This is a genomic window from Erwinia sp. S43 (assembly GCF_016624745.1).
In the GTDB taxonomy this organism is placed as follows: domain Bacteria; phylum Pseudomonadota; class Gammaproteobacteria; order Enterobacterales; family Enterobacteriaceae; genus Erwinia; species Erwinia coffeiphila.
The window spans coordinates 24,830-50,399 of sequence record NZ_JACVTX010000013.1; the positions used below are offsets into that span (position 1 = coordinate 24,830).

The 25,570-nt window shown below is 52.6% G+C and carries 24 protein-coding genes and 2 tRNA genes; 13 read left to right on the forward strand and 13 right to left on the reverse strand.

Going from position 1 to position 25,570, the window contains the following annotated elements:
* Positions 1-27: 27 nt before the first annotated feature.
* Together IBT47_RS15930 and IBT47_RS15935 are read right to left on the reverse strand one after the other, a co-directional pair.
* Positions 28-115: transfer RNA gene (locus tag IBT47_RS15930), tRNA-Ser, on the reverse strand.
* Positions 116-456: 341 nt separating this feature from the next.
* Positions 457-544 (reverse strand) — tRNA-Ser (locus IBT47_RS15935).
* 216 nt (positions 545-760) lie between these two features.
* On the opposite strand from IBT47_RS15935, the gene yccA reads away from it, so the two are divergent.
* A complete protein-coding gene (yccA, locus tag IBT47_RS15940; RefSeq protein WP_200561378.1) occupies positions 761-1,417 on the forward strand; it encodes an FtsH protease modulator YccA in 657 nt (218 codons plus the stop codon).
* A gap of 109 nt (positions 1,418-1,526) precedes the next feature.
* Positions 1,527-1,853 (forward strand): sulfurtransferase TusE, encoded by a 327-nt coding sequence (gene tusE / locus IBT47_RS15945; RefSeq protein ID WP_200561380.1) that lies wholly within the window; start codon positions 1,527-1,529, stop codon positions 1,851-1,853.
* Positions 1,854-1,855: 2 nt separating this feature from the next.
* On the opposite strand, the gene yccX is transcribed toward tusE, so the two are convergent.
* A complete protein-coding gene (gene yccX / locus IBT47_RS15950) occupies positions 1,856-2,134 on the reverse strand; it encodes an acylphosphatase (protein ID WP_105593395.1) in 279 nt (92 codons plus the stop codon).
* A gap of 89 nt (positions 2,135-2,223) precedes the next feature.
* Here yccX and rlmI point away from each other — a divergent pair, with 89 nt between their 5' ends.
* Positions 2,224-3,414 (forward strand): 23S rRNA (cytosine(1962)-C(5))-methyltransferase RlmI, encoded by a 1,191-nt coding sequence (rlmI, locus tag IBT47_RS15955; RefSeq protein ID WP_105593396.1) that lies wholly within the window; start codon positions 2,224-2,226, stop codon positions 3,412-3,414.
* A gap of 63 nt (positions 3,415-3,477) precedes the next feature.
* Positions 3,478-3,795: a heat shock protein HspQ gene (gene hspQ / locus IBT47_RS15960; protein ID WP_105593397.1), complete on the forward strand. Its 318-nt coding sequence runs from the start codon at positions 3,478-3,480 to the stop codon at positions 3,793-3,795.
* Between the two features lie 26 nt (positions 3,796-3,821).
* On the opposite strand, the gene IBT47_RS15965 is transcribed toward hspQ, so the two are convergent.
* Complete coding sequence (locus IBT47_RS15965) at positions 3,822-4,241, reverse strand: CoA-binding protein (protein WP_200561382.1); 420 nt, start codon at positions 4,239-4,241, stop codon at positions 3,822-3,824.
* Positions 4,242-4,429: 188 nt separating this feature from the next.
* Between IBT47_RS15965 and IBT47_RS15970 the strand changes: the two genes are divergently transcribed.
* The gene (locus IBT47_RS15970; protein WP_200561384.1) at positions 4,430-5,074 is read left to right on the forward strand and encodes a DUF2057 family protein; all 645 of its coding nucleotides are present in this window, start codon (positions 4,430-4,432) and stop codon (positions 5,072-5,074) included.
* Positions 5,075-5,156: 82 nt separating this feature from the next.
* Positions 5,157-5,615, forward strand: a complete 459-nt coding sequence (locus IBT47_RS15975; protein WP_200561386.1) for a methylglyoxal synthase — start codon at positions 5,157-5,159, stop codon at positions 5,613-5,615.
* 12 nt (positions 5,616-5,627) lie between these two features.
* On the opposite strand, the gene helD is transcribed toward IBT47_RS15975, so the two are convergent.
* Entirely contained in the window at positions 5,628-7,682 is a 2,055-nt protein-coding gene (gene helD, locus IBT47_RS15980) for a DNA helicase IV (RefSeq protein WP_200561388.1), read from the reverse strand.
* A gap of 135 nt (positions 7,683-7,817) precedes the next feature.
* Here helD and IBT47_RS15985 point away from each other — a divergent pair, with 135 nt between their 5' ends.
* Both IBT47_RS15985 and yccS read left to right on the forward strand, forming a co-directional pair.
* Positions 7,818-8,264, forward strand: coding sequence for a YccF domain-containing protein (locus tag IBT47_RS15985; protein WP_200561390.1), 447 nt, complete (start codon positions 7,818-7,820; stop codon positions 8,262-8,264).
* A gap of 8 nt (positions 8,265-8,272) precedes the next feature.
* A complete protein-coding gene (gene yccS, locus IBT47_RS15990) occupies positions 8,273-10,426 on the forward strand; it encodes a YccS family putative transporter (RefSeq protein ID WP_200561392.1) in 2,154 nt (717 codons plus the stop codon).
* Between the two features lie 9 nt (positions 10,427-10,435).
* Here the strand turns inward: yccS and IBT47_RS15995 are convergent, their stop codons facing one another.
* Positions 10,436-11,044 (reverse strand): TfoX/Sxy family DNA transformation protein, encoded by a 609-nt coding sequence (locus IBT47_RS15995; RefSeq protein ID WP_200561394.1) that lies wholly within the window; start codon positions 11,042-11,044, stop codon positions 10,436-10,438.
* Between the two features lie 214 nt (positions 11,045-11,258).
* Between IBT47_RS15995 and sulA the strand changes: the two genes are divergently transcribed.
* Positions 11,259-11,765 carry an SOS-induced cell division inhibitor SulA gene (gene sulA / locus IBT47_RS16000; RefSeq protein WP_200561396.1) on the forward strand — a complete coding sequence of 169 codons (507 nt, stop codon included), beginning with the start codon at positions 11,259-11,261 and terminating at the stop codon, positions 11,763-11,765.
* A gap of 349 nt (positions 11,766-12,114) precedes the next feature.
* Positions 12,115-13,185, forward strand: a complete 1,071-nt coding sequence (gene ompA / locus IBT47_RS16005; protein WP_200561398.1) for a porin OmpA — start codon at positions 12,115-12,117, stop codon at positions 13,183-13,185.
* An 88-nt stretch (positions 13,186-13,273) separates the two neighbouring features.
* Here ompA and matP read toward each other — a convergent pair whose 3' ends face one another.
* The gene (gene matP, locus IBT47_RS16010; protein WP_105593407.1) at positions 13,274-13,729 is read right to left on the reverse strand and encodes a macrodomain Ter protein MatP; all 456 of its coding nucleotides are present in this window, start codon (positions 13,727-13,729) and stop codon (positions 13,274-13,276) included.
* Between the two features lie 185 nt (positions 13,730-13,914).
* Between matP and IBT47_RS16015 the strand changes: the two genes are divergently transcribed.
* Positions 13,915-15,681 carry a Lon protease family protein gene (locus tag IBT47_RS16015; protein WP_200561400.1) on the forward strand — a complete coding sequence of 589 codons (1,767 nt, stop codon included), beginning with the start codon at positions 13,915-13,917 and terminating at the stop codon, positions 15,679-15,681.
* Between the two features lie 68 nt (positions 15,682-15,749).
* Positions 15,750-16,268 carry a bifunctional 3-hydroxydecanoyl-ACP dehydratase/trans-2-decenoyl-ACP isomerase gene (gene fabA / locus IBT47_RS16020; protein WP_105593409.1) on the forward strand — a complete coding sequence of 173 codons (519 nt, stop codon included), beginning with the start codon at positions 15,750-15,752 and terminating at the stop codon, positions 16,266-16,268.
* Between the two features lie 88 nt (positions 16,269-16,356).
* Here the strand turns inward: fabA and rmf are convergent, their stop codons facing one another.
* The 6 genes from rmf to rlmKL form a co-directional block, all read right to left on the reverse strand.
* Complete coding sequence (gene rmf, locus IBT47_RS16025) at positions 16,357-16,524, reverse strand: ribosome modulation factor (protein WP_105593410.1); 168 nt, start codon at positions 16,522-16,524, stop codon at positions 16,357-16,359.
* A 278-nt stretch (positions 16,525-16,802) separates the two neighbouring features.
* The gene (gene pqiC / locus IBT47_RS16030) at positions 16,803-17,363 is read right to left on the reverse strand and encodes a membrane integrity-associated transporter subunit PqiC (RefSeq protein WP_200561484.1); all 561 of its coding nucleotides are present in this window, start codon (positions 17,361-17,363) and stop codon (positions 16,803-16,805) included.
* On the reverse strand, positions 17,363-19,003 hold the full coding sequence (pqiB, locus tag IBT47_RS16035) for an intermembrane transport protein PqiB (protein WP_200561402.1): 1,641 nt from the start codon (positions 19,001-19,003) through the stop codon (positions 17,363-17,365). Before pqiB ends, pqiC begins: the two co-directional genes overlap by 1 nt.
* Positions 18,990-20,264 carry a membrane integrity-associated transporter subunit PqiA gene (pqiA, locus tag IBT47_RS16040; RefSeq protein WP_105593413.1) on the reverse strand — a complete coding sequence of 425 codons (1,275 nt, stop codon included), beginning with the start codon at positions 20,262-20,264 and terminating at the stop codon, positions 18,990-18,992. Before pqiA ends, pqiB begins: the two co-directional genes overlap by 14 nt.
* Positions 20,265-20,282: 18 nt before the next feature.
* Positions 20,283-22,196, reverse strand: a complete 1,914-nt coding sequence (locus tag IBT47_RS16045) for an ABC transporter ATP-binding protein (RefSeq protein ID WP_200561404.1) — start codon at positions 22,194-22,196, stop codon at positions 20,283-20,285.
* A gap of 6 nt (positions 22,197-22,202) precedes the next feature.
* Positions 22,203-24,320 (reverse strand): bifunctional 23S rRNA (guanine(2069)-N(7))-methyltransferase RlmK/23S rRNA (guanine(2445)-N(2))-methyltransferase RlmL, encoded by a 2,118-nt coding sequence (gene rlmKL, locus IBT47_RS16050; RefSeq protein ID WP_200561406.1) that lies wholly within the window; start codon positions 24,318-24,320, stop codon positions 22,203-22,205.
* A gap of 136 nt (positions 24,321-24,456) precedes the next feature.
* Between rlmKL and IBT47_RS16055 the strand changes: the two genes are divergently transcribed.
* Positions 24,457-25,566, forward strand: a complete 1,110-nt coding sequence (locus IBT47_RS16055; protein WP_200561408.1) for a YcbX family protein — start codon at positions 24,457-24,459, stop codon at positions 25,564-25,566.
* The last annotated feature ends 4 nt before the right edge of the window (positions 25,567-25,570 follow it).

Consider the following 25,570-nt stretch of genomic DNA (forward strand, 5'->3'; position numbering starts at 1 on the left):
CTTCTTCAAGCTCGGGGTCAGAATGGATGGTGGAAGCGTAGAGATTCGAACTCTAGAACGGTTTCCCGTCGCCGGTTTTCAAGACCGGTGCCTTCAGCCACTCGGCCACGCTTCCACACGGTATCAGCTTCGGCTAAGGTGCCGGTAACTGATGGAGCGCAGTATAGGGGGAGTTTTTTCGTTTGCCAAGATTATTTTTCGCTATTTTGTTGATTTTGTGAACATTTGAATTCTTTTGGCTGTTTTACAGGCAAACATTGCGGCAAGTGATTATAAAACAGACGGTTTTTCATCTCAAACCGATGATGTTGCAGTACAAAAATGACAGAGACAGAGACAGAGACAGAGACAGAGACAGAGACAGAGACAGAGACAAGCTTAGCGGATTCGTTTTGCCTGCAAATTTATTTTTCGCATAGCAAAACGGGCCAGCTTTCGCTGACCCGTAGAATTAGGTGGTGGAAGCGTAGAGATTCGAACTCTAGAACGGTTTCCCGTCGCCGGTTTTCAAGACCGGTGCCTTCAGCCACTCGGCCACGCTTCCACAATGGGGCGCACTATAAACATCCCGGCCGGGCTTGTAAAGCAGGTTTTGTTTCGTTTGCCTGAAAAATCAGCGAAAACGACGCGCTCGCTGTGATATTCGCCAATCTGCTTAAGTTATCAGCGCTTTAGCGAGTAAAGAAGGGTAAAACATCTTTCCCCTTCGCCCTTCCCTCTTTATTCTCTCTGGTATTTTAGTGACCCTGAGAGGTGCTTTATGGATCGCATAGTTTATTCCTCACGCGAAAGCTCGCTGTTGAGCACGCACAAAGTTTTACGTAATACCTATTTCCTGCTGGGCCTGACGCTGGCGTTTTCCGCCGTCACCGCCACGCTGAGCACCGTGTTTGCTCTGCCTTCACCGGGCCTGATCCTGATGCTGGTGGGTTTCTATGGCCTGATGTTCCTGACCTATCGTCTGGCTAACAGCCCGGCGGGTATTTTGTCCACGTTTGCCTTTACCGGCTTCCTTGGTTACTGCCTGGGCCCCATCCTTAACTCGTTCCTTTCCGCTGGTATGGGGGATGTGATTGGACTGGCGTTGGGCGGTACTGCGCTGGTGTTCTTCTGCTGTTCAGCCTACGTGTTGACCACCCGTAAGGATATGTCTTTCCTGTCCGGCATGCTAATGGCAGGTTTTGTCGTGCTGCTGATTGCGGTTGTGGCTAACATCTTCCTGAACATCCCGGCGCTGCATATGGCGATCAGCGTGCTGTTTGTGTTGTTCTCTACCGGTGCCATCCTGTGGGAAACCAGCAACATCATTAACGGCGGCGAGACCAACTATATTCGCGCCACCGTCAGCCTGTACGTTTCGATCTACAACATCTTCGTTAGTCTGTTGAGCCTGCTGGGCATGTCCCGCAGCAACTAATTCTGACCTGATGCAAACAAAGCCTCGCTTATGCGGGGCTTTATTTTTGGCTGAAGTAAAAGTTTGTTAAACTCCGCCGCAGAGTGAATCAGGCTGTAGAGGTAATAGAGTGCAATTTGAAGGCAGAGAGATTGAGCGCGACGCGCAGGGCTATCTGAAATCCACCGCAGACTGGAGCGAAGCGCTGGCACCGATGCTGGCGGAAGAAGAAGACATTGAACTGAGCGACGCACACTGGGAAGTCGTTCGGTTCGTGCGCGAATTTTATCTGGAGTTTAATACCTCACCGGCCGTGCGCATGCTGGTGAAAGCCATGGCACAGAAGTATGGCGAAGAGAAAGGCAACAGCCGTTATCTTTTCCGACTGTTCCCGAAAGGCCCCGCTAAACAGGCCACTAAAATTGCCGGTTTACCAAAGCCCGCGAAGTGTCTGTAACGCTAGCCGGTAGTAAACCCTTTTAACCCGGCAGCAGGCTGGCAGGGCTCCGTCAGTACGCGTTCAACCCTGGCGCTTCGCGGCCCTCCTGCTTGTAGCCAGCCGAGCAGCGCATCAACCTGCTGCTGCTCACCGCACATCAAAACTTCTACGCTGCCGTCATCAAGGTTTATCGCATGGCCCGTAAGCCCCAGTGCTTTTGCTTCGCGCTGGGTACTGTAGCGGAACCCGACGCCCTGCACTCTGCCGTAAACCCATGCACGCAGACCGACACTCGCCATTTTCTCTCCTTATCTCCGCCACTGATTGCTTTTTCCCAGTCAGCACCGGACAATATCGCCTGATTCTCTGAGTATAAGCATAACTAACTATGACTGTTCGTTTGATTCTTGCCAAAGGGCGTGAAAAGTCCTTACTCCGTCGCCATCCATGGGTGTTCTCCGGGGCGATTGCCCGCATGGAAGGTAAAGCCCAGTCGGGTGAAACTATTGATGTCTGCGATAGCCAGGGAAAATGGCTGGCGCGTGCCGCCTGGTCTCCACAGTCGCAAATTCGCGCACGCGTCTGGAGCTGGGAGCAGGACGAATCGATTGATATCGACTTTTTTGTCCGCCGTTTGCAGGCCGCGCAGCAGCTGCGCGACTGGCTGGCTCACCGTGACAATCTTGACAGCTACCGCCTGATTGCCGGTGAATCCGACGGGCTGCCGGGGATCACTATCGATCGATTCGGTAACTTCCTTGTGCTGCAGCTCCTGTCTGCCGGAGCGGAATACCAGCGTGCCGCGCTGATCACCGCGCTGCAAACCTGCTATCCGGGCTGCGCAATTTACGATCGTTCTGACGTTAGCGTCCGTAAAAAAGAAGGTCTGGAGCTGACCCAGGGTGTTGTTCTGGGCGAAACGCCACCGGAACTGCTGCCGATTACCGAACACGGAATGAAGCTGCTGGTGGACATTCAGACCGGTCACAAAACCGGCTATTACCTCGATCAGCGCGACAGCCGTCTGGCAACCCGCCGCTATGCAGAAGATCGCCGCGTGCTGAACTGCTTCTCTTACACCGGTGGTTTCGCAGTTTCCGCCCTGATGGGCAACTGTCGCGAAGTGATCAGCGTTGATACTTCGCAGGCGGCGCTGGATGTGGCAAAGCAGAACGTTGAGTTAAACGGTCTGGATCTGAGCAAGGCCCAGTTCCTGCGCGATGACGTTTTCAAACTGCTGCGCCGCTATCGTGATGAAGGCGAAAAATTCGATCTGATTGTGATGGACCCACCTAAGTTTGTTGAGAATAAAAATCAGCTGATGGGTGCGTGCCGTGGCTATAAAGACATTAATATGCTGGCGATGCAACTGCTGAACCCGGGCGGTATGCTGATGACCTTCTCCTGCTCCGGACTGATGCCTACCGAACTGTTCCAGAAGCTTATTGCAGATGCCGCCGTCGATGCTAAGCGCGACGTACAGATTATTGAGCAGTTCCGTCAGGCTGCCGATCATCCGGTTATTTCCAGCTATCCGGAAGGACTTTATCTGAAAGGTTTCGCCTGCCGCGTGCTGTGACTTGAAAAGTGTTGCCTTCGCCTCCATACAGTGTGGTAAGGGCAACGTTTCAGGAGGTCACCCATGATTGCCAGCAAATACGGTATTGGTCAGCAGGTTCGTCATCAGCTGCTGGGTTTTTTGGGCGTGATAGTCGATGTCGATCCTCAGTATTCACTGAAAGAGTCGGTCAGTGAAGATATCAGCGGCAGCGAAGCAATGCGTGCAGCGCCCTGGTATCATGTGGTGATGGAAGATGAAGAAGGCCAGACGGTACACACCTACCTGGCCGAAGCGCAGATTGCCTGGGAGCAGCCGGGAGAACATCCTGATCAACAGTCGCTGGATGAGCTGGCGCTGTCCATTCGCCAGCAGCTGCAGTCTCCAAGCCTGAGAAATTAATTTAAACCCTGCTAAAGCAGGGTTTTTTATGCGCTTTTCGCCAGGCCAAGGCGCGGGATTTCTATTTTCGGGCAGCGATCCATTACAACGGTTAGCCCGGCATCCGCCGCCAGCACCGCAGCCTGTTCGTTGATCACCCCAATCTGCAGCCACAGCGTTTTCGCACCGATGGCAATCGCCTCCTGGGCAATGCCCCACGCCGCCTCCGCATTGCGGAAAACATCCACCATGTCGACAGGCTGAGGAATGTCTTTCAGTTCGGCATAAACCGCCTGCCCCAACAGTTTCTGACCGGCCAGTTTAGGGTTGACCGGTATAACGGCATAACCCTGAGAAAGAAGATATTCCATAACGTGGAAGGCCGGGCGCTGCTCGTTATCTGTGGCCCCTACCAGGGCGATAGTTTTGCTACTGGTCAGAACATTGATAATCTTTTTGTCATCCATTTTTCTCTCCGGTTCGGGTTAACGGCCTGTATTTTCTCATTATGACTGATTCGCCTGGCTCAGTATCACCACTTCAGTAATTCACGATCAATAGCACGATTAAGTGTGTTTAAATGTTAATATGATGCCATACTGAAAGACTTTGATACATTCGACGTTTTCTCACCTTTTGCTCGTCTGGAGTAAGAATGAAGCTGTTTAAGGTCATAATCGGGCTGGTCATAATGCTGATTGCCTCTTCTGTGCAGGCAACCACGCTAAAGCTTTCTGCCGATATCGACCTTTTGGTTCTGGACGGGCATAAAATTTCCGGTTCGCTGCTAAAAGGCGCTGACGGATTAGAGCTGGAGCGCGGCGAACATCAGCTGCTTTTTCGCGTAGAGAAATCGTTTCATATCCCAGCCCATACTCCCGTGACCTGGGTTTCAGCTCCGCAAATTGTGACGTTTACCGCCCGCAGTCGTTCGGTGCTGATTCAGCTTCCCCCTTTAGCTTCCGTACGCGAAGCCAGAATGTTCGACAGGAAACCGCAGTTTACTTTAGTCGATGAAAAAGGCGGCGAGATCGCAAATAAGCGCGATTTTTTGACCGTCACTACCAGCGGTGATTTTGAACAGGCGATGATTCACTATAACCTGAACGGAGAAAACGCCTCGGTTCCGCGTTTTGCGCAGCCGGGTAAACATACTGCCCTTAGCGCTGCACAGGAGCAGGATCTGGCTCTCGATCGCCGTTCGCCAGCGGAAAGGATGCTGCATCTCTGGTATCAGCAGGTTGATGCTGCCACTCGCCAGCGTTTTATTACCCTGATGAAAGCCTTACATACCAGTTGATATCCGTTTAACCGCAACGTTACACTCAACTTTCTGTTTATTTGACGTTTCTGCCGTTACCCTACATAGCCAGGATATCTGAATGGACCAGACCACTCGTAAGATACAGCCGCAAAAACATATTGCGCTGGTCGCTCATGACCACTGTAAAAACTCCCTGATGGAATGGGTAAATATTCACAGAGATAAGCTGCAGCCCCATACGCTGTATGCCACCGGCACAACCGGTAATCTGGTACAGCGAGCCACCGGCCTGCCGGTTACCGCCATGCTAAGTGGCCCGATGGGCGGCGATCAGCAGGTGGGTGCGTTGATCTCGGAAGGGAAAATCGATCTGTTGATTTTCTTCTGGGACCCGCTGAACGCCGTACCGCACGACCCGGATGTGAAAGCCCTGCTGCGTCTGGCTACCGTGTGGAATATCCCGGTGGCCACCAACCGCGCAACCGCTGATTTCATTATCCACTCGCCGTTATTCGATCAGCAGGTTGAAATCCAGATCCCGGATTACGAGCGCTACCTGCAGCAGCGCCTGAAGTAACCGCTTCTGCCGTCAGGGTTTTCGCACCTGCGGAACGCCCTGGCGGCCCAGTTCGGCAACAAAATCCGAAGGTTCAACGCGATCGTAAAGCAGCCAGACCTGATGGATTGCACGGGTGATGGCGACATACGCCAGTCGACGCTCCTCGGCATCGGGAAACTCTTCCACCTTCGGCAGTAGCGCCGCTTCCATCACCGATTCCCTCGCCGGTGCAGGGAAACCCTCATCCCCCTGAGACAGTCCCAATAAGATAACGTACTCCGCCTGCTGTCCTTTACTGGCATGGATAGTCATAAACTCCAGTTTGAGTTTTGGCCAGCGAGTTGCCGCTTTATCCAATACCTCAGGGCGAAGGTGATGATAGCGAGCCAGCACCATAATCCGCTCGTTCGGCTGAACGTAGCCACTCATTTTATTCAGCAGTGCTTCCAGCTGATCTTCCGGCAATAGCTGAATAGATTTTTTGGTCCCTTTGGCCAGGCTGTTCAGCGTTTTCTTCAACTGGTGCGGATTACGCTGTACAAAGGCGTTGGCAACTTCTCCAATGCGTTGATTGAAGCGGTAGGTGGTATCAAGTATGCAGCGGTCGCCCTCACCAAAATAGTGATGGAACGCCGTGGTCAGGGTCATTTCAGCACCGCTGAACCGATATATCGCCTGCCAGTCATCGCCGACGGCGAACAGTGCGGTTTGCCGGTTTTGCCGACGCAGTGCAGCCAGCAGTTCTGCACGCTGCGGCGAGATATCCTGAAACTCATCAACCAGAATGTGTTTCCACGGACTAATAAAGCGGCCTTTATCCAGAATATTAACCGCCTGATGGATCAGGCCAGAAAAATCGACGGCTCCCTCTTCCTTCAGTGCAGTTTTCCAGGCTTTAAGCAGCGGAGCCATCAGCTTAACTCTTTTGCTAAACAGTTCGCGGATTTCTTCCGGCGCACCGTCGATCATTGCCGCCTGGGCACCGCCGTGCATACGCATCAGTCCCAGCCAGCGTTCAAGGCGCGCCGCCAGTCGCTTTGCCAGGCTGTTACTTTGCCAGAAGTCTCCTTCCTCTATCTCCCATTCCAGCTCGTCACTCAGCCACTGACGCCAGCCGTTGGCGTGGGCTTTTTTCTCACTGCACTGCTGCCGCCAGACGCTAATCAGCAAATCATGGCGCGCCGCTGTATCGCTTTCCAGTTTGCTGATCACGGGGGATTTATTGCTGCCCTGACGAATAATATGCAGCGCCAGAGAGTGGAAGGTACGTGCCGAGAAGTCTTCGCTGTGCAGGCGTGAACGCAGACGCTCATTCATCTCTTCTGCCGCTTTACGACCAAAAGCGAGCAACAGCACCTGCTCCGCCGTCGCCTGTTTGCGCAGCAACAGCCACCCCGCCCGCGCAACCAGCACCGAGGTTTTACCGCTGCCCGCTCCGGCCAGTACCAGCACCGAATCTTCGCCATTGACCACCGCTCGCGCCTGCGAGGGATTCAGCGGCGAACTCTCCACCTGCTCGAAGTAATCGGCATGCTGTTCCAGCATACGCTCCGTCCAGCGCGCGTTACGCTTCACGCGCTGGCTGTCACTGTCATTCAGCCACTGCTGACAATACCGCCAGGATTCGCGGCAGTTATCAAATTCGTCAAGGCGGGATACAGGAAGCGGCACGGCGTCGAAGGATTTACGGATCGCCTGCTGCCAGCTGCTAATATCGCTGCGTTTCAGCCAACGATCCTGCTGCTCGGCAAGACGAATGGCTTCGGCCTGCTGGTTTAATACTCCGGCCGCCACTTCACTCATCTCCTGGCTCCACTGCTGCCAGGCCAGGCTGAGGTAGTGGTAGAAACGCTGCGTTTCATTCCATTCCGTACCGTGCAAACGAACGACTTTATCGTCAGGCAATGAAAATTCCAGCTCGCCCCAAACCAGACCACGCTTGCAGGCTATGGATAACAGCTGATTAAAGGGGATCAGATACTCGTGTTTTTCACCGCTGACCTCAACGCCAGCATTCAACAGCCGCACTCGATTGTAAGGATGTTGTGCCAGATGTTTACCCAGCGATGTTGCTTTCAGTTCCATTCCTGCGACCCTGCTGCAGTTAATTTCATCTGCACATAGTTTAGCTGGCGACAGTTTACCTCTCCAGCGTTAAAACGCGTTACAATCAATGAATTGTCACTGAGACTTCTCTCAACGCCTAAGGGGACACCACCGATGCGCGCTATACTTAATATCCTCAATTTCATTCTGGGCGGCTGTCTGACCACCCTGTCATGGTTGTTGGCCACATTAGTCAGTATCGTGTTGATTTTTACCCTGCCGCTGACCCGTTCATGCTGGGAAATCACTAAACTTTCACTGCTGCCCTTCGGTAATGAAGCGATACATGTGGATGAGATAAACCCTGATGGAAGAAGTGCACTAATGAACTCAGGCGGTACGCTGCTTAATATTCTGTGGGTGATTTTTTTCGGCTGGTGGCTGTGCCTGATGCACATCACAGCAGGTATTGCCCAATGTCTGACGATCATTGGTATTCCGGTGGGCTTCGCTAACCTGAAAATAGCCGTTATCGCACTCTGGCCGGTGGGCCGCCGCGTCGTGCCCGTTGAAGTCGCACGCGCTGCACGTGAAGCCAATGCGCGCCGTCGTTTTTCGTGAGCCGTACCATGCAAACCTCGCTGATCGATAACCTTCGCCGGCATGCGTTTAACAGCAGCTGGCTGTACAATATTCGCATTACGCTGGCCCTGATTGGCACTACGGCCGTCCCCTGGTGGCTGCATCAGATCACCTGGACAATACCGCTAACGCTGGGCGTCGTTGCCGCCGCGCTGACCGATCTCGACGATCGCCTCAGCGGCCGCCTGCGTAACCTGCTTATTACGCTGATCTGTTTCTGTATTGCTTCCGTATCTGTTGAGCTGCTCTTTCCACATCCGTGGCTGTTTGTTATCGGGTTGGCGATCTCTAGCTGGGGCTTTATTCTGCTCGGCGCGTTGGGGCCGCGTTACGCAACGATTGCCTTCGGCGCATTACTGATTGCCATCTACACCATGCTGGGAATTAGTCTGTTTCCCCAATGGTACTTGCAGCCTATCCTGCTACTGACCGGCGCCATTTGGTATAACCTGCTGACGCTTTTCGGGCACCTGCTGTTTCCTATCCGCCCGCTGCAGGAAAATCTGTCACGCTGCTATGCGCAGTTGGCGCAGTATCTGGAAGCCAAAGCCAGCCTGTTCGATCCTGACCTTGAAGAAGATGACCGGCAGGCGATGGTGGATGTCGCTATGGCAAACAGTCAACTGGTCACTCTGCTGAATCAGGCAAAAGCATCTATACAGTCGCGGCTACGAGGAGATCGCGGCCAACGCGGAACCAGGCGGACGCTTCATTACTATTTTGTCGCTCAGGATATCCATGAGCGCGCCAGTTCCTCGCATGTGCAGTACCATTCTCTGCGTAAAGCATGGGGTGCCAGTGATATTCTTTTCCGCTTTCAGCGCCTGTTAACGCTGCAGGCCGTGGCATGTCGACAGCTTTCACGTACCATCCTGCTGCGCGAAACCTATCAGCATGATTCGCGCTTTGAACGCGTGTTTGCCAATCTTAACGCAGCGCTCCAGAGACTGACTGAGCAACAGCCGGAGAGCCGGGAAGTGAAAGCGATGCACTTCCTGCTAAACAATCTGAAAGCGATTGATGCCCAGCTGGCGACGATAGAATCAGAACAGGCACTGGCGGAAGGCGGTTATTACCACGATCAGTCGCTTTCCCGCGAGGGGCTAACCGGCTGGAGCGATATACGCCTGCGTCTCAGCCGCCATATGAGTGCGGAATCGCCGCTGTTCCGCCATGCTGTCCGACTCTCGCTTCTCCTGTGTGTCGGTTACGCTTTTATTCAATTCACCGGCCTGCAGCACGGCTACTGGATACTGCTAACCAGCCTGTTTGTTTGCCAGCCCAATTACAGTGCCACACGCAGGCGACTGGCGCTGCGAATCGTCGGTACACTGGCAGGGATTGCACTCGGATTGCCTCTACTTTGGCTGGTGCCGTCTATTGAGGGGCAGTTGATGCTGATCGTCGTTACCGGCGTGATGTTCTTCTTCTTCCGTAACATTCAGTACGCCCACGCCACCATGTTTATCACGCTGTTGGTGCTGCTGTGCTTCAATCTGCTGGGAGAAGGGTTTGAAGTCGCGCTACCACGCATTATTGATACGCTGCTGGGCTGCGGCATTGCCTGGCTGGCCGTCGCATTTATCTGGCCGGACTGGCGTTTCCTCAGACTTCCGGCCGTGGCGGAGCGAACGCTCAATGCTAACTGCCGCTACCTGGATGCAGTACTGGTGCAGTATCACCAGGGAAAAGACAATCGCCTTGATTACCGTATCGCACGACGGGATGCGCACAACGGTGATGCAGAGCTCGCTGCCGTGATATCGAATATATCAGTTGAAAGTAAAGCGGATAGCGCCCTTCGTGAAGCCGCTTTCCGATTACTGTGTTTGAACCACTCGTTCCTGAGCTACATTTCAGCGCTGGGGGCACACCGTGAGAAACTGGAAAACACCAATCTGCTTCAGCTAATGGATGATGCCGTCTGCTATGTTGACGACATCCTGCATATTGAAGTGGTGGATGAAGCTAAAGCGCAGCGCATGATGGCAAACCTGGCACAACGGATTCAGAAAACTGAGGCGGATAATGCCACCAAAGAACCGCTTGTCTTACAGCAGGTGGGCCTGCTGGTGGCATTGTTACCTGAAATTGCCAGGCTTAAACAGCAGATTGTTCAACGTACCGGCAACCAGGCTTAATGAAAAAAATCACCCTTTTCGATGCGCATTGCTTTTAAACCAGGCGCGCAATTCCTCTTTAACTGCGGTCGGCAGCGCCTCATAGTGGCTGCCAACTATCGCCCCCTCAAGAGCAAATAGCACCGAAAGACCAAGATGTTTATTGATAGCCCGCAGTTTAAGCCAGCTTCGTTTTGCCCCCTGTTCCATGAGCATTTCAATGGAACAAATACCGACTTCCCGCAGCAACGCCTCCATCCGAATCCCCATATTGGGTAGATCTTTGATACGCCGATTCCTTAGCTTGTCTTTTAATTCCTGCCGTGCACCATTCAGACACAGTGAAGAAATAGCCACTAGCTGGTCGGCATCGGACCACAGCACACCATCAACACGGTAGTAATTAAGGGCAACCGGCAGACCTCGCTTTACAAAATGCAGGGGCTGCATTTTCCTTTCACTTATATATGGCTGGGCCTGTTCGCAGGCACGCAGATACAGTTCTCCATCGGCAACAACTGCAAATACGGTCTTCGACACAGACAGGCTATAGCCACCAAACTGTGTGCGTGATTCCACCGGCCCCAACGCCGCCAAACGCTGTTTCGTCTGCTCAATTCTCTGTTTTGAACTACTCATAGCAACTCCCTGCTCAGCTTAAGAACATTCGCATAAATCCCGAAAAATCAACATATTGAAACATAGGCAATCCGTATTACAGGTTCAATGAATAAATGACAATGTTTCAACTTATCTTGCGATTTTGCGAGGCGTAATCAAAAAAATAAGGTTGATCTTTGTCCATTACACATATACTGTATATTCATACAGTGACATTGCGAGCGAAGACATCATGCATACCTATTTCCCGAAATCTCAATCAGTTAATAGTGCATTCCACGTTTCATCACGCGTGACATCTGCTCCAGCTAATGCCGCTGGCCTGATTAGCGAATTAATTTACAGCGAGAACCAGCCAGGTATGACGCAGCTGTTGCTGCTCCCTCTGTTACAGCAGTTAGGCAAACAGTCTCGCTGGCAGCTGTGGCTCACTCCTCGTCAAAAGTTGAGCCGCGAGTGGTTGCAGCGTTCAGGGCTTCCTTTAGATCGCGTTATGCAAGCCGCACATTCAGGGCCAATCACTACCGTTGAAGCAATGATTAAAGCTTTGCAAACAGGTAATTACAGCGTCGTTTTGGGATGGTTCGAAGAGGATGTTTCGGAGAGCGATCGTGCACGACTGCTGGCAGCAGCAAATTCTGGCCAGGCTCTGGGGTTAATCATGCGTCCCGATCGTGCAAATTCTCAGTCAGGCAGACCACTTAGCGGGTTAAAAATTCATTCAAGTTTGTATCATTAAGTAAAAATGAGATAATTCTCAGGATTTTTTCTCGTGGTACACGCCTTAAGCCCCAGATAATGTTATGACGCGGCTGTACAATAGGTTAGCTGCGTCTCTGACCATTTCTTATACACATAATTCCCTTCGGAATGTTAAAAAATATGTAAGATTCCCCATTTTTTTACCGGCCAGCGTCATATCACACTTGTAAGTTTGCTAGTACGTTGTAGACTTTATCTCGCCAGGGTGCTCAATAACCTCCTTTTTTTTGGAAGAGTCATAAACGAGCATGACAACCCGGCAAAGGATTTAACCAAAGAGCTTAATTTAAGCTCATTGCCTATTTGGATGATAACGAGGCGCAAAAATGAAAAAGACAGCTATCGCAATTGCAGTGGCACTGGCTGGCTTCGCTACCGTAGCGCAGGCCGCTCCTAAAGATGACACCTGGTATACCGGTGCTAAACTGGGCTGGTCTCAGTACCACGACAAAGGTTACTACGGTAACGGTTACCAAAACAACGACGGCCCAACTCATGAAAACCAGCTTGGTGCTGGTGCATTCGTTGGTTATCAGGCGAATCCATACCTGGGCTTCGAACTGGGTTATGACTGGCTGGGCCGTATGCCTAACAAAGGCGACCAGGTCAATGGCGCATTCAAAGCGCAGGGCGTTCAGCTGGCAGCTAAGTTGAGCTACCCGGTTCTGGACAACCTGGACCTGTACACCCGTCTGGGTGGTATGGTATGGCGTGCTGACTCCACTCAGCAGGTAGTTGGCGGCAATCGCATCAGCGATCACGACACCGGTGTTTCTCCACTGGCAGCAGTGGGTGTTGAATATGCTCTGACTCCAAACTGGGCAACCCGTCTGGACTACCAGTGGGTTAACAACATTGGTGACGCAGGTACCGTTGGCGCACGTCCTGACAACTCTATGTTCAGCGTAGGTGTTTCTTACCGTTTCGGTCAGGAAGAAGCTGCTGCTCCAGCACCAGCTCCAGCACCAGCTCCAGCTCCAGTTGTTGAAACCAAGCGTTTCACCCTGAAGTCTGACGTGCTGTTCAACTTCAACAAAGCCACTCTGAAACCAGAAGGTCAGCAGGCTCTGGATCAGCTGTACACCCAGTTGAGCAATCTGGACCCCAAAGATGGCTCTGTTGTGGTACTGGGCTTCACAGACCGCATCGGTTCTGAAGAATACAACCAGAAACTGTCTGAGAAACGTGCTCAGTCAGTAGTGGACTACCTGGTATCTAAAGGTATCCCAGCTAACAAGATCTCTGCACGTGGCCAGGGTAAATCTAACCCAGTTACTGGCAACACCTGTGACAGCGTGAAAGGCCGTCAGGCTCTGATCGACTGCCTGGCGCCAGACCGTCGCGTAGAAATCGAAGTTAAAGGCATCAAAGACGTTGTAACTCAGCCTCAGGCTTAAGTGACGCTTTGAGCAAAAAACCCCGCTTCGGCGGGGTTTTTTATTTCCTTCATTACAGCATCTGAGAGTGAAATTGCTTCCCGTCCTGTTATTCAGGTTTTCCGAGAATAGCCTTAAGATCCTGCTTAAGTGAGGACATCTGACTGGCATATTGCTCTTTACGTTCCGCATCCTCAATGAGCTGCACCACCGTTTCCGAAAGCGTACTGTTACGGCGCTGCGCCAGTCCAGCAAGACGCTGCCACACCAGATATTCCAGATCGATAGACTTCTTCCGCGTATGCTGATGTTCAGCATTAAAATGGCGTTTACGACGCGCGCGAATCGTCTGCTTCATACGGTTTTCAAGAGCCGGATTAATATGCTGGTTAATCCAGGTCAAAACCAGATTGGGAGTATTCTCCATCGCCAACAACTCATCCACGACCGCCTGCGCTGCGCTTAACTCGACATAGCGCGTGATCGCTTCACCTTCGCGGTGTTTTTTGACGAGGTATTTCCATTTCCATCCGCTTTCAAGATTTTCCAGTTGTTGATATTTCATCGGAATCTCATGCTGATCCTATAACAAGTTAAGAATAACAGCTTTTTTTAATCTGGCTGCAAAGAAAACCGGAACCAGGCCGTGAATCTCAATTCAGTTAATACAGAACCGCATGTCTGCTGTGCTTAACAGGCTGAATTATTGTATAATGCCGCTTTTATTCATTTCAGAAAAATACGATAACTTTGACCAACAACCGATTAGAGTGGCGCGCCCTACAGCCCGATACAGAACGCTTCCAGCATCTCATCTCACAGGCTGCCACCACTGAGACAGAGTGTTTTGCTAACGTGCAGTCTCGCCTGTTCAACGGCCTCAGCCTGCTTCTGCAAACCCCGGCTAAAGTACCGCTTATGCTGGTCAAAAGCGCCGAAAGCGCCGAATATCTGGCTTTGCTACAGGATGTCCTCTCTTCCCTCGTCGAATCAGATGAAGAGGATGATGCAAACCTGTTATACGGTGGGCACTACCTGGTTGAACCGCAGAAGGTCATCTGGCGCCCTGCGGAAAGTTCAGATGATAATTTTGCCAGCACCGGCGGCGTTCATCAGGCTGACTGGATCGAAGCCGAGCAGCTTTTTGGCTGCGTTCGTGTTTATAACTCAATACTCACGCTGTCTCCAGGGCTTGTTCACCGCGCCAACGGCGGTGTGCTGATCCTCTCCCTGCGCACACTACTGGCACAGCCATTACTCTGGCTACGCCTGAAACAAATTATGGTCAACCAGCGCTTTGACTGGTATTCGCAGGATGAAACACGCCCGCTGCCGCTTGACGTCCCGTCAATGCCTATGCAGCTTCGTCTGGTTCTAACCGGCGATCGTGATGCACTGGCTGATTTCCAGGATATGGAACCCGAGCTGGCTTCGCTGTCGCTTTACAGCGAGTTTGAAGAGAACATCCAGCTGGTTGATGAGGAAGAATTCACTAACTGGATGCAGTGGGTGCTCAACGTTGCACAAAGCCTCGGTTATCCGGCCCCGGCCGCTGATTTCTGGCCAGTACTCATCCGCGAAGCAGCCCGCTATACCGGCGATCAGGAGACACTTCCGCTAGATCCAACCTGGCTGGCACGCCAGCTGCAGGATGCTTCACTTTACAGTGAAGATGAGAGCGTAAACGGTGAAAATTTACGCGACGCTCTCACTACCCGCGAATGGCGCGAAGGTTTCCTTTCCGAGCGCGTCCGTGACGACATTCTGCTTGATCAAATTCTGATCGAAACCGAAGGTGAAATGATTGGCCAAATCAACGCACTTTCGGTGATCGATTTCCCGGGGCACCCACGTCCGTTTGGTGAGCCTTCGCGTATCAGCTGCGTGGTGCATGTAGGTGACGGCGAGTTTACCGATGTAGAGCGTAAAGCAGAACTCGGTGGAAATATCCATGCTAAAGGCATGATGATTATGCAGGCTTGGCTGATCGCCGAGCTGGAGCTGGACCAACAGCTGCCCTTCTCCGCTTCTCTGGTATTTGAGCAGTCATACTCAGAAGTTGATGGCGACAGCGCCTCGCTGGCAGAGCTTTGCGTATTAATCAGCGCACTCGCTTTACAGCCAATCAATCAGCAAATTGCCGTTACCGGTTCCGTCGATCAGTTTGGTCGCGTTCAGCCCGTGGGCGGATTAAATGAAAAAATTGAAGGCTTCTTCAATATCTGTAATCAACGTACGCTAAATGGCAATCAGGGCGTTATTATTCCTGCGGCCAACGTACGTCACCTCTCGTTACAACAAGAAGTTGTAGATGCTGTGCGGGAAGGTAAATTCCATTTGTGGGCCGTATCCAGCGTGGATGAAGCCCTGCCGTTGTTAACGGGTGTTGAATGGGACAAGGAGAACGATCCTTGCCTGCTGCGTTCTATTCAGGATCGCATTGCTCAGATTAACCAACAGGATGCACGACAGCTTCCGTGGGCACTGCGTTGGTTAAACTGGTTCAACCAGCGCTGATCGGACTTGTTCAGCGTACACGTGTTAGCTAAAATTCGTGATTCACTAAAATAAGGCTTATTGAGAATATGGTAGATAAACGCGAATCCTATACAAAAGAAGACCTGATTGCTTCTGGTCGCGGTGAACTTTTTGGTGCAGAAGGCCCGCCATTGCCAGCCGGCAATATGTTGATGATGGACCGCGTAATCAAAATGACAGAAGATGGCGGCAACTACGGTAAAGGCTTTGTTGAGGCCGAGCTGGATATAAATCCGGACCTGTGGTTCTTCGGCTGCCACTTTATTGGCGATCCGGTTATGCCTGGCTGCCTGGGTCTGGATGCAATGTGGCAGCTGGTCGGTTTTTACCTCGGCTGGTTAGGCGCTGAAGGTAAAGGCCGTGCGCTGGGCGTTGGCGAGGTGAAATTCACCGGCCAGGTCCTGCCAACGGCGAAAAAGGTTTCGTACCGTATTCATTTTAAACGCGTTATTAACCGTAAACTGGTGATGGGCGTTGCTGATGGAGAAGTGCTGGTCGATGGCCAGGTGATTTACACCGCTACCGACCTGAAAGTAGGTCTGTTCAAAGATACAACTGCTTTCTAATCGTTCTGGTCATTGTTGCAAAACAATGACCTGCAGAACCGAAAACCTCCGCAGCAGCGGAGGTTTATTCCTTTACGTTGAACAGGCGTTACGCGGTAACCGTCCTGTCCTCCATGGCCTGTCGCCAACCTCCCAACCAGTGAGATCGAGCATCTAGCATTTGGTAAGGACACATCTCTTTTGAGCGTCCGGTAATGCCCGCCTGATAACCCCGTGAATGTGCCCGATCCAGGCGATCTCGTTTCTGTCTCTTCATGCCGCGTTTCCCTCATTTTGTCTGGTGGAATCTGGTGGAAAGAAAACAGTGGCTACTGAGTGCGCAGCCACAATTAAGTTCTACCTCTGCGGTAATAAAAGATCAATGCGCAAATTTCACGCCAATGTCATATTTATGACCTGGCATTTTCATAATTTTGCATTGTTTATTGGTACTGAAAGGTTACAGGTGGATGATTAGCAATAAAAAAGCCTTCGATTATGCAAAAGTCTCATTTTGCGATAATCAAAGGCTTAGGCCATTTGTAAAAATAATAACTAACGTTGCTGATTTATCGCATTTGCGATCTGGGTCGAGATCTGTTGCCATCCCTGAGAGAGCGTTCTGACTAGCGAATCATAACCGTCCTCGCTTTGCGGCAGGTCCAGCATAAACGCACGCTTCTCTAAGCGGCCTTCACGCTGCAGCATCCACACACCACTGATCACTGCACGGCCATCGTAGCGCCCATGAAAGCCGGTGACCGTCACGTTGAGTGTATCGTGCTGCTGACCAAGGGGCGAAGAAGAAATCACCGCGCCGGGCAATTCACGGCTCAGATTACTGACCAGCGTTTGCTGTAGCTGCTGGTCGAGCGGACTGGCCCAGCGATTGTTAGCGGCGATAACGTACTGAACGTCATTGCTCTGATAGACCACGCCGTTACCTGCCAGATAATCCGGGATCGATACCGCCTCTACCCAGATTGGCCGGGAAAAAGTCTGACTGCTCACCACCGTATTACTGCCTGCAACAGGCAACTGATAATAGCGTGTTTCTGGCGTGCTGCTGCAGGCAGTCACCGCAAGTATCAGCGCTAAGGGTATCCATTTCATCATCATTTCGCCCTCTTCGGCTGTGGGTCCTGACCGGGTTTCGCTTCAAACACCAACGCATTACTTTTATTGTTCAGCGTTTTTAGCACCGGCTGTAGCTCACGCATCACCTGATCCAGACTCTGCAAATCCGCCACCATTTTGTTGTAAGCCGGCGATCCTGGCTGGAAGCCCTTCATGCTGCGATTCAGTTCACGTAGCGTATTCTGCATATCTGCCGGCAGCTCCTGCATCGCCTGACTGGAAGTGATTTGATTGAGGTTATCCAGCGTTTTTTGCAGCTCGCGCAGCGTGCGCTGGCTCTCTTTCAGCGTACCGGTTGCCTCGTTCAGCATCGGATTCAGCGGCAGGTTATTGATCTTATCCAGCGACTCCACCAGCTTTTCCTGAAGCTGCGCAAGTCCACCGCTGACCGTCGGAATCAGCTCGTAATCTCCAAATTTAGACGAACCAGTTACCGCTTTGGCATTTTTATAGAAATCCAGATCCACGTATAGCGAACCGGTCAGCAAGTTGGCAGATTTAAGGGAGGCGCGTAACCCCTCACTGATACCACTTTTCAGATGCTGCTCGAAGTTGAAACCTTCTCCCAGCTGCTTACGGAAACGCTCTGGTTCTATACGGATCAGCACCGGAATGCGGTAATCGTTATTCAGGCGCTGAGCGATACCCGGCGCGGTGAACGGTACTTCAGCCACGGTACCAAGGCGAATACCCCTGAATTCAACCGGCGCACCCGCATTCAGGCCGCGAACCGATTCGTTAAAGAACATCAGGAAATCTTTGTGCTCGCTGTAGAGAGAATCCTGAATGCTACGCTGATCGTCAAATAACCGATACTCCGCTTTATTTTCAGCGGGCTTACCCAGCTCCCAGCCTTCCGGTACGTCAAAACTCACCCCACCGCTTAGCAGCGTTGCCAGCGATCCCATTTCGACCCGCATCCCCGATGCGGACATATCAACCGCAATGCCGCTGTCTTTCCAGAAGCGAACATTGGTGGTAATCAGCCGATCGTAAGGCGCGGCAATAAACAACTGATAGCCGATCATACGTTTATCGGTATCGAATGAACTGGTTTCTACTGAACCAACGCGATAACCACGGAACAGGACCGGATCGCCCGGGTTTAGCTGGCCGGCTTTGCGGCTGTCCAGAGTGATGCGGATCCCTTTTGCATCCGGTGGAGCCAACGGCGGTGCATCCAGTAGTTCATACTGTTTTGCTTTTTCGCCTTTTGCACCGGGCTGAAGCTCAATATAGGCTCCGGACAACAGCGTTCCCAGACCGCTAACGCCACCGCGGCCAATAGTGGGTTTGACGACCCAAAAAGCACTGTCTTCGCGCAGGAGTTTCTCCATACCAGAGTTAAGACGCGCTTTAATTTCAACGTGGTGCAGATCGTCGGTCAGCACCGCGCTCTCTACGATGCCGACATCCACACTGCGGCTTTTAATGGTGGTTTTTCCACCTTCAATGCCTTCTGCATTGGTAGTAATCAGGGTCACTTCCGGCCCCTGATGACTGAAATGATAAAACAGTATCCATGCGCCGATCAGCACGGTCACAATCGGCACGATCCAAACCGGGGACCAGCGTTTAATATGTTCTACCCTGGCGGTGCTGTGATTATTGTCCGTCACTAAACGACTCCTCAGTACTCTTATCTTTCACCCGATCCCAGGTTAGTCGGGGATCAAACGTAATAGCAGCAAACATTGTCAGGATCACCACCATCGCGAATAACAGCGCGCCCGTTGCGGGATAGATGCTCATCAACCGCCCCATACGCACCAGTGCCGACAGTACGGCAATAACAAAAACGTCAATCATTGACCAGCGTCCGACAAACTCGACCATTTCATAAATTTTATGCATCCGTTCACTGTCATGGTGATGCCGACTGTCTCCCTTGACATCCCAGCACAACCAGCCGATAGCCAGCATTTTCAATGAAGGTACCATGATACTGGCAATGAATATCACTAGTGCTACCGGATAGGAACCATCGCTCCACAGCAGGATAACCCCGGCCATGATGGTTGAACCCATCTTGTTACCCAGCGCTTCGGTGATCATGATTGGCATCAGGTTAGCGGGAATATAAAGCAGTATGGAGGTCAACAGCAGCGCCAGCGTCCACTGCAGACTGTGCTTACGCCGTGCATGGCCATGACTCCCACAGCGCGGACAGACTAACCGATCGCTGGCCAGCACTGCGGTACAGCATGAGCATGAGCGCATACCCTGCCGCAGGCCGCTAATGCCCGCCACCGGACGCGCAGGCAGAGCGGGTAATGGCGCAACTCGCTGCCAAAGCACCCGACGTTCTATGCACTGAAATGCCCGCAGTTGCAGTACGCAAAACAGGCACCAGGGGATAAAGCTGCTACCAATGCCGATGTCGCCATAGGCCATCAACTTAACGAAACTGACCAGAACTCCGGCGAGGAAAATTTCCGCCATGCCCCAGCTCCGCAGCTGCATCAGGATGCGGGTCATACCCCGTTTCAACGGCAGCGGCAGTTTTAACGGGCTGACCAGCAGCAGGATCGCTATCATGCAGAACGCGGGCACGCCCTGAACGAAGAGCATAAACAGCGTAGCCAGACTGCTGTAGTCCTCAGAAACCATTACCTGAGGGATCTGCATCATGGAAATTTCGCTGCTTAAACCCGCAACCCGCATATTAACGAAGGGAAAGAGGTTAGCCAGCAGCAGCATAAACAGCGCCGCCAGCGCATAGCCAGCCGGCCGCCTGAGCGGCTCAACCCAGCTGGAGTGAAGTGTGGTATGACAGCGCGGGCAGCTTGCTTTGCTGCCCGGCAGAAGCACGGGCAACTGTGTCATGAGGTCACACTGCGGACATAGAATCCATTGATGTGCGTGGTGCGACGAACACATACCTTTCCCTCAATAAAATTACGCGCCGTTACTTAACGACTCAAGGTATTCCCAACGTTCAAACGCCGTTTCCAGTTCCTGTTCGGCTTTTGCCAGCGCATCCAGAACCGACTGAGTCGCCTCGTGCGGCTGGTTAAAGAAGTTTACATCAGCAACCTGCGCCTGATATGCAGCAAGCTGTGCTTCCAGCTCTTCCATTTTCTGAGGCAGCTGTTCCAGTTCACGCTGTAAATTGTAGCTCAGCTTAGCAGCCGGTTTTTTCACTGCTTCGCTTTTTACGCTTTCCTGACGAGGTTGAGAAGGCGCACTTTTAGCGGCAGCACGGTTTTGTTTCCAGGCAGAACGCTGAAGCTGGGCATCATGGTAGCCACCAACGAATGCACCAATTTCACCAGTGCCATCGAAGATCCAGCATTCGGTGACGGTGTTATCCACGAACTGACGATCGTGGCTAACCAGCAGTACCGTTCCCTGGTAACCATCAATGAGTTCTTCCAATAGCTCAAGCGTTTCTACATCCAGGTCGTTGGTCGGTTCATCGAGAATCAGCAGGTTACTCGGCTTCAGGAACAGACGAGCCAGCAGCAGTCGGTTACGCTCTCCACCGGACAAGGCTCGCACCGGCGTCATCGCACGTTTTGGATGGAACAGGAAGTCCTGTAAGTAACCGAGTACATGACGCGGTTTACCGTTTACCATCACTTCCTGCTTACCTTCGGCCAGGTTGTCCATAACCGTGCGGTCCGGGTTCAGCTCGGCACGGTGCTGATCGAAGTAGGCCACTTCCAGTTTAGTACCAATATGCACTCGGCCACTGTCCGGCTTTAGCTGATCCAGCATCAGCTTCAGCAATGTCGTTTTGCCACAGCCGTTCGGGCCGATGAGAGCAATTTTATCGCCGCGCTGAACCTGACGAGAGAAATCGTTAACCAGCTGCTTGCCCGCAATACCGTATTTGACGTTTTCCAGTTCGAAGACAATTTTGCCGGAGCGTGATGCTTCTTCCACCTGCATGTTGGCTTTGCCCATCACTTCACGACGTTCGGAACGTTCGCGGCGCAAGGCCTTCAGTGCGCGTACGCGTCCTTCATTACGAGTACGACGGGCTTTGATGCCCTGGCGTATCCACACTTCTTCCTGCGCCAGCTTGCGGTCAAATTCAGCGTTCTGCATCTCTTCAACGCGCAGCGCTTCCTCTTTGCCCAGCAGATACTGATCGTAATCTCCCGGCCAGGACACCAGCTTGCCGCGGTCAAGATCGACAATACGCGTTGCCATATTGCGGATAAATGAACGGTCGTGAGAGATAAAGATGATGCTGCCCTGGAACGTTTTCAGGAACGTTTCCAGCCAGTCGATGGTTTCAATATCCAGGTGGTTGGTTGGCTCATCAAGCATCAGCACCTTTGGGTTGCTGACCAGCGCGCGCCCCAGCGCCGCTTTACGCAGCCAGCCACCGGACAGGGAAGAAAGTTCAGCGTCACCATCCAGACCAATCTTCTCCAGCACGTCATGAATACGGCTTTCCAGCTGCCACAGATTTTGATGGTCGAGGATCGACTGCAGACGCGCCATCTCATTGAGATTTTTATCGCTCGGATCTTCCATCACCAGATGAGAAATAGCGTGATAGGCTTTCAGGTGCTCCGCCTGCTCTTCCACCCCTTCGGCAACAAAGTCATACACCGAGCCTGCCACGTTGCGCGGTGGGTCCTGTTGCAGACGAGCGACGATCAGATCCTGTTCATAAATGATACGACCATCGTCCAGAGGCTGTTCACGGTTGATAATCTTCATCAACGTGGATTTACCGGCACCGTTACGCCCGACCAGACAAACGCGCTCATTCTCTTCGATATGGAGTTCAGTGTTATCCAACAGCGGCGCATCGCTGAATGAAAGATAAGCGCCATGAATACTGATTAGTGACATAAATACTTATTCCTTACCGGCGTGCGTCAGCAGCCAGCAGTTGTGAATTTGACGGTTACGGGCAAAATCCTGTGACTGTGTTTTGGCGGTAATGTCGCGAGCCTCAAGACCCAACGCTTCCAGCCCGGCAAAGTCCATCTTAAAGCCGCGTTTATTGTTAGAGAACATAATGGTGCCGCCCACTCTCAGCAGACGTTTAAGATCCTTCATCAGATCCAGATGATCGCGCTGCACATCAAAACTCTCCTCCATTCGCTTGGAGTTAGAGAACGTTGGCGGATCGATAAAGATCAGATCGAACTGTTCATCGGCTTCGCGCATCCAGTTCAGGCAGTCTGCCTGCATCAGTCGATGCTGGCGACCGGTTAAACCGTTAAGCCGCAGGTTACGTTCTGCCCACTCCAGATAGGTCCGCGACATATCGACCGTGGTGGTGGTGCGCGCACCGCCAAGGCCGGCGTGAACGCTGGCACTACCGGTGTAGGCAAACAGATTAAGGAAGTCTTTGCCTTTACTCATCTGGCCCAGCATTTTGCGGGCGATGCGATGATCGAGGAACAAACCGGTATCGAGATAATCCGTCAGATTGACCCACAGTTTGGCGTTAAACTCGCTGACCTGGAAAAAATCCCCCTTCTCGCCCAGTTTCTGATACTGATTTTTCCCTTTCTGCCTTTCACGGGTTTTCAGCACCAGCCGGTTGGTCGGTAACTCCATGACATTAAGCGTTGCGGCAATGACATCAAACAGACGCTGGCGCGCTTTAGCTGGCTCAACGGTTTTCGGCGGCGCATATTCCTGCACCACCACCCAGTCAGCGTAGCGGTCAACGGCGACGTTATAATCCGGTAAGTCGGCATCATAGACGCGATAGCACTCAATCCCTTCCTGGCGCGCCCACTTATCCAGCTTCTTCAGATTCTTACGCAGGCGGTTGGCATAATCATCCGCCAGCTGTGCTACGGCACCGCCAGACGGGTTCGCGGCCAGCTGATAGTTTTTCTGCACGCAGTCCAGCGGACCATTTTTTGCTTTGAACTGACGATCTGCACGCAGCTGCAGGCAGCTCAGCAGCTCAGGTGAAGCGCTGAACAGCGACAGATTCCAGCCGCCAAACTGAGCTTTCATCAGGCGGCCCAGCTGACTGTGCAGCGCGATCAACGCAGGTTCACTTTCCAGACGCTCACCGTAAGGTGGATTGCTCAGCACCGTACCCGCCGGACCTTCCGGCAGCGGATTTTGCAGCTTCAGCACATCCTGAAGGGTGAAGCTAATCCGCTCAGCCAGGCCAGCACGACGGGCGTTGGCCCGCGCACTTTCAATCACGCGTGGATCGTTGTCATAGCCGAAGAAGCGCGAGGTATTATCCTGCAGGCCTTTCTTTGCTCTCGCCTGCGCTTCCTGCTTCACTTCACTCCAGAGCGCCGCATCAAACTTGCTCCAGCCGGTAAAGCCCCAGTGGTTACGGTGCAGGCCCGGTGCACGATCGCAGGCGATCATCGCGGCTTCCAGCAACAGCGTACCGGAACCACACATCGGATCGACCAGCGGCGTACCTGATTGCCAGCCGGAGCGCAGCACAATAGCGGCAGCCAGGGTCTCTTTCAGCGGTGCCTGACCGGTTTGCTGGCGATAACCGCGCATATGCAAACCTTCGCCGCTGAGATCAAGCGCGATGCTGGCCGTGTCTTTATTCAACCAGACATTGACGCGGATATCCGGCAGTTCGCGATCGACATCCGGACGCGCCAGCCCTTTACGGGTAAAGCTGTCAACAATGGCGTCTTTGACCTTCAGCGCACCATACTGACTGTTGCGGATAACCTCGTTCAGACCGCTAAAATGCACGGCGAAAGTTTTATCGCTGCCGAACATTGCCGGCCAGTCAATAGCCTGCACGCCGAGGTAGAGGTCCAGATCGCTGTAAACACCGCATTCTGTCAGCGGCAGCAGAATACGCGACGCCAGACGACTCCACATCAGACTTTGGTACATCAGACGATCGTCACCCTGATAATGTACGCCGCCCTGGACGACCTGGCAGCTTTGCGCGCCAAGGACTTCCAGTTCACTTTTTAACAGCTCTTCGAGCCCACGCGCCGTACTGGCAAACAGAGAATTCATAGTGTCACTTATCGTCATCAGAAAATTGCTGCGCATTATAGCTAATCATGGCGTCATGTCATAAAGTTAGCTTCTTTTGCTGCAGAAACCCTGGCTTAACAGGGGGCATATACCGGCTGCACAAGGAGTCAGCACCATGATCACACTGTCACGGTTATTTATTCACCCGGTAAAATCCATGCGCGGCATGCAGGTTTCGCATGCTCAGGCTTTAGAGAGCGGCCTTGCCTTCGATCGCATCTTTATGCTTACCGAACCTGATGGCACCTTTATTACCGCACGCCAGTATCCCGAAATGGTGTTATTCACTCCGGCTTTAATTATGGGTGGTTTACAGCTCAGCGCACCCGATGGCAGTAGCGCAACGGTGCTGTTTGAGGATTTTCTCCCCGACAGTGAGCCCACTGAAGTCTGGGGAAGCCACTTCAGCGCCCTGATTGCCCCAGACAGTATCAACCAGTGGCTGAGCGGCTTTTTCCCCCGACCACTTCAGCTACGTTGGGTTGGGCCCCGCATGACCCGCCGGGTAAAACATTTTGATCAGGTTCCTCTCGGATTCGCCGATGGTTTCCCCTATCTGTTGGTTAATGAAGCCTCACTGTTTGATTTACAACAGCGCTGCCCGGCAGGCGTGAGGATGGAACAGTTCCGCTCAAACCTGGTGATTACCGGTGCGGACGCCTGGGCCGAAGACGGCTGGTCAACGGTGAAGATCGGCGATGTGCTTTTCGATCTGCCCAAACCCTGCAGCCGCTGCGTGTTCACCACCATCAGCCCACAGCGTGGCCGCAAACATCCCAGCGGTGAACCGCTGTCCACGCTCCAGCGTTTTCGCAGCGCGCAGGACGGCAGCGGAGATATCGACTTCGGAATGAATCTGGTCGCCCGCAGCAGCGGCGTCATCCGGAGTGGCGACAGGCTTGAGGTGATTAAACGCCAGCCTGCCCGCGCCTACGGCAGCGGTGAAGTTACCGAAACGCTGACCGTCGATACACAACCGCCCGGTGAGGTGACCCTGAATTGGAACGGTCAGGCGTTCAGCGGCAACAATCAGCAGGTGCTGCTGGAGCAATTGGAAATGCAGGGGATTCGTATTCCCTACTCCTGCCGGGCAGGGATCTGCGGCAGTTGCAAAGTCACTCTGGTCAGTGGTGAGGTCAGCGCATTGAAAAAAGGAGCAATACGGAAGGATGGAACTATACTCAGCTGCAGCTGTATCCCGTCAGGGGATCTGATTCTACGCTAAGGAT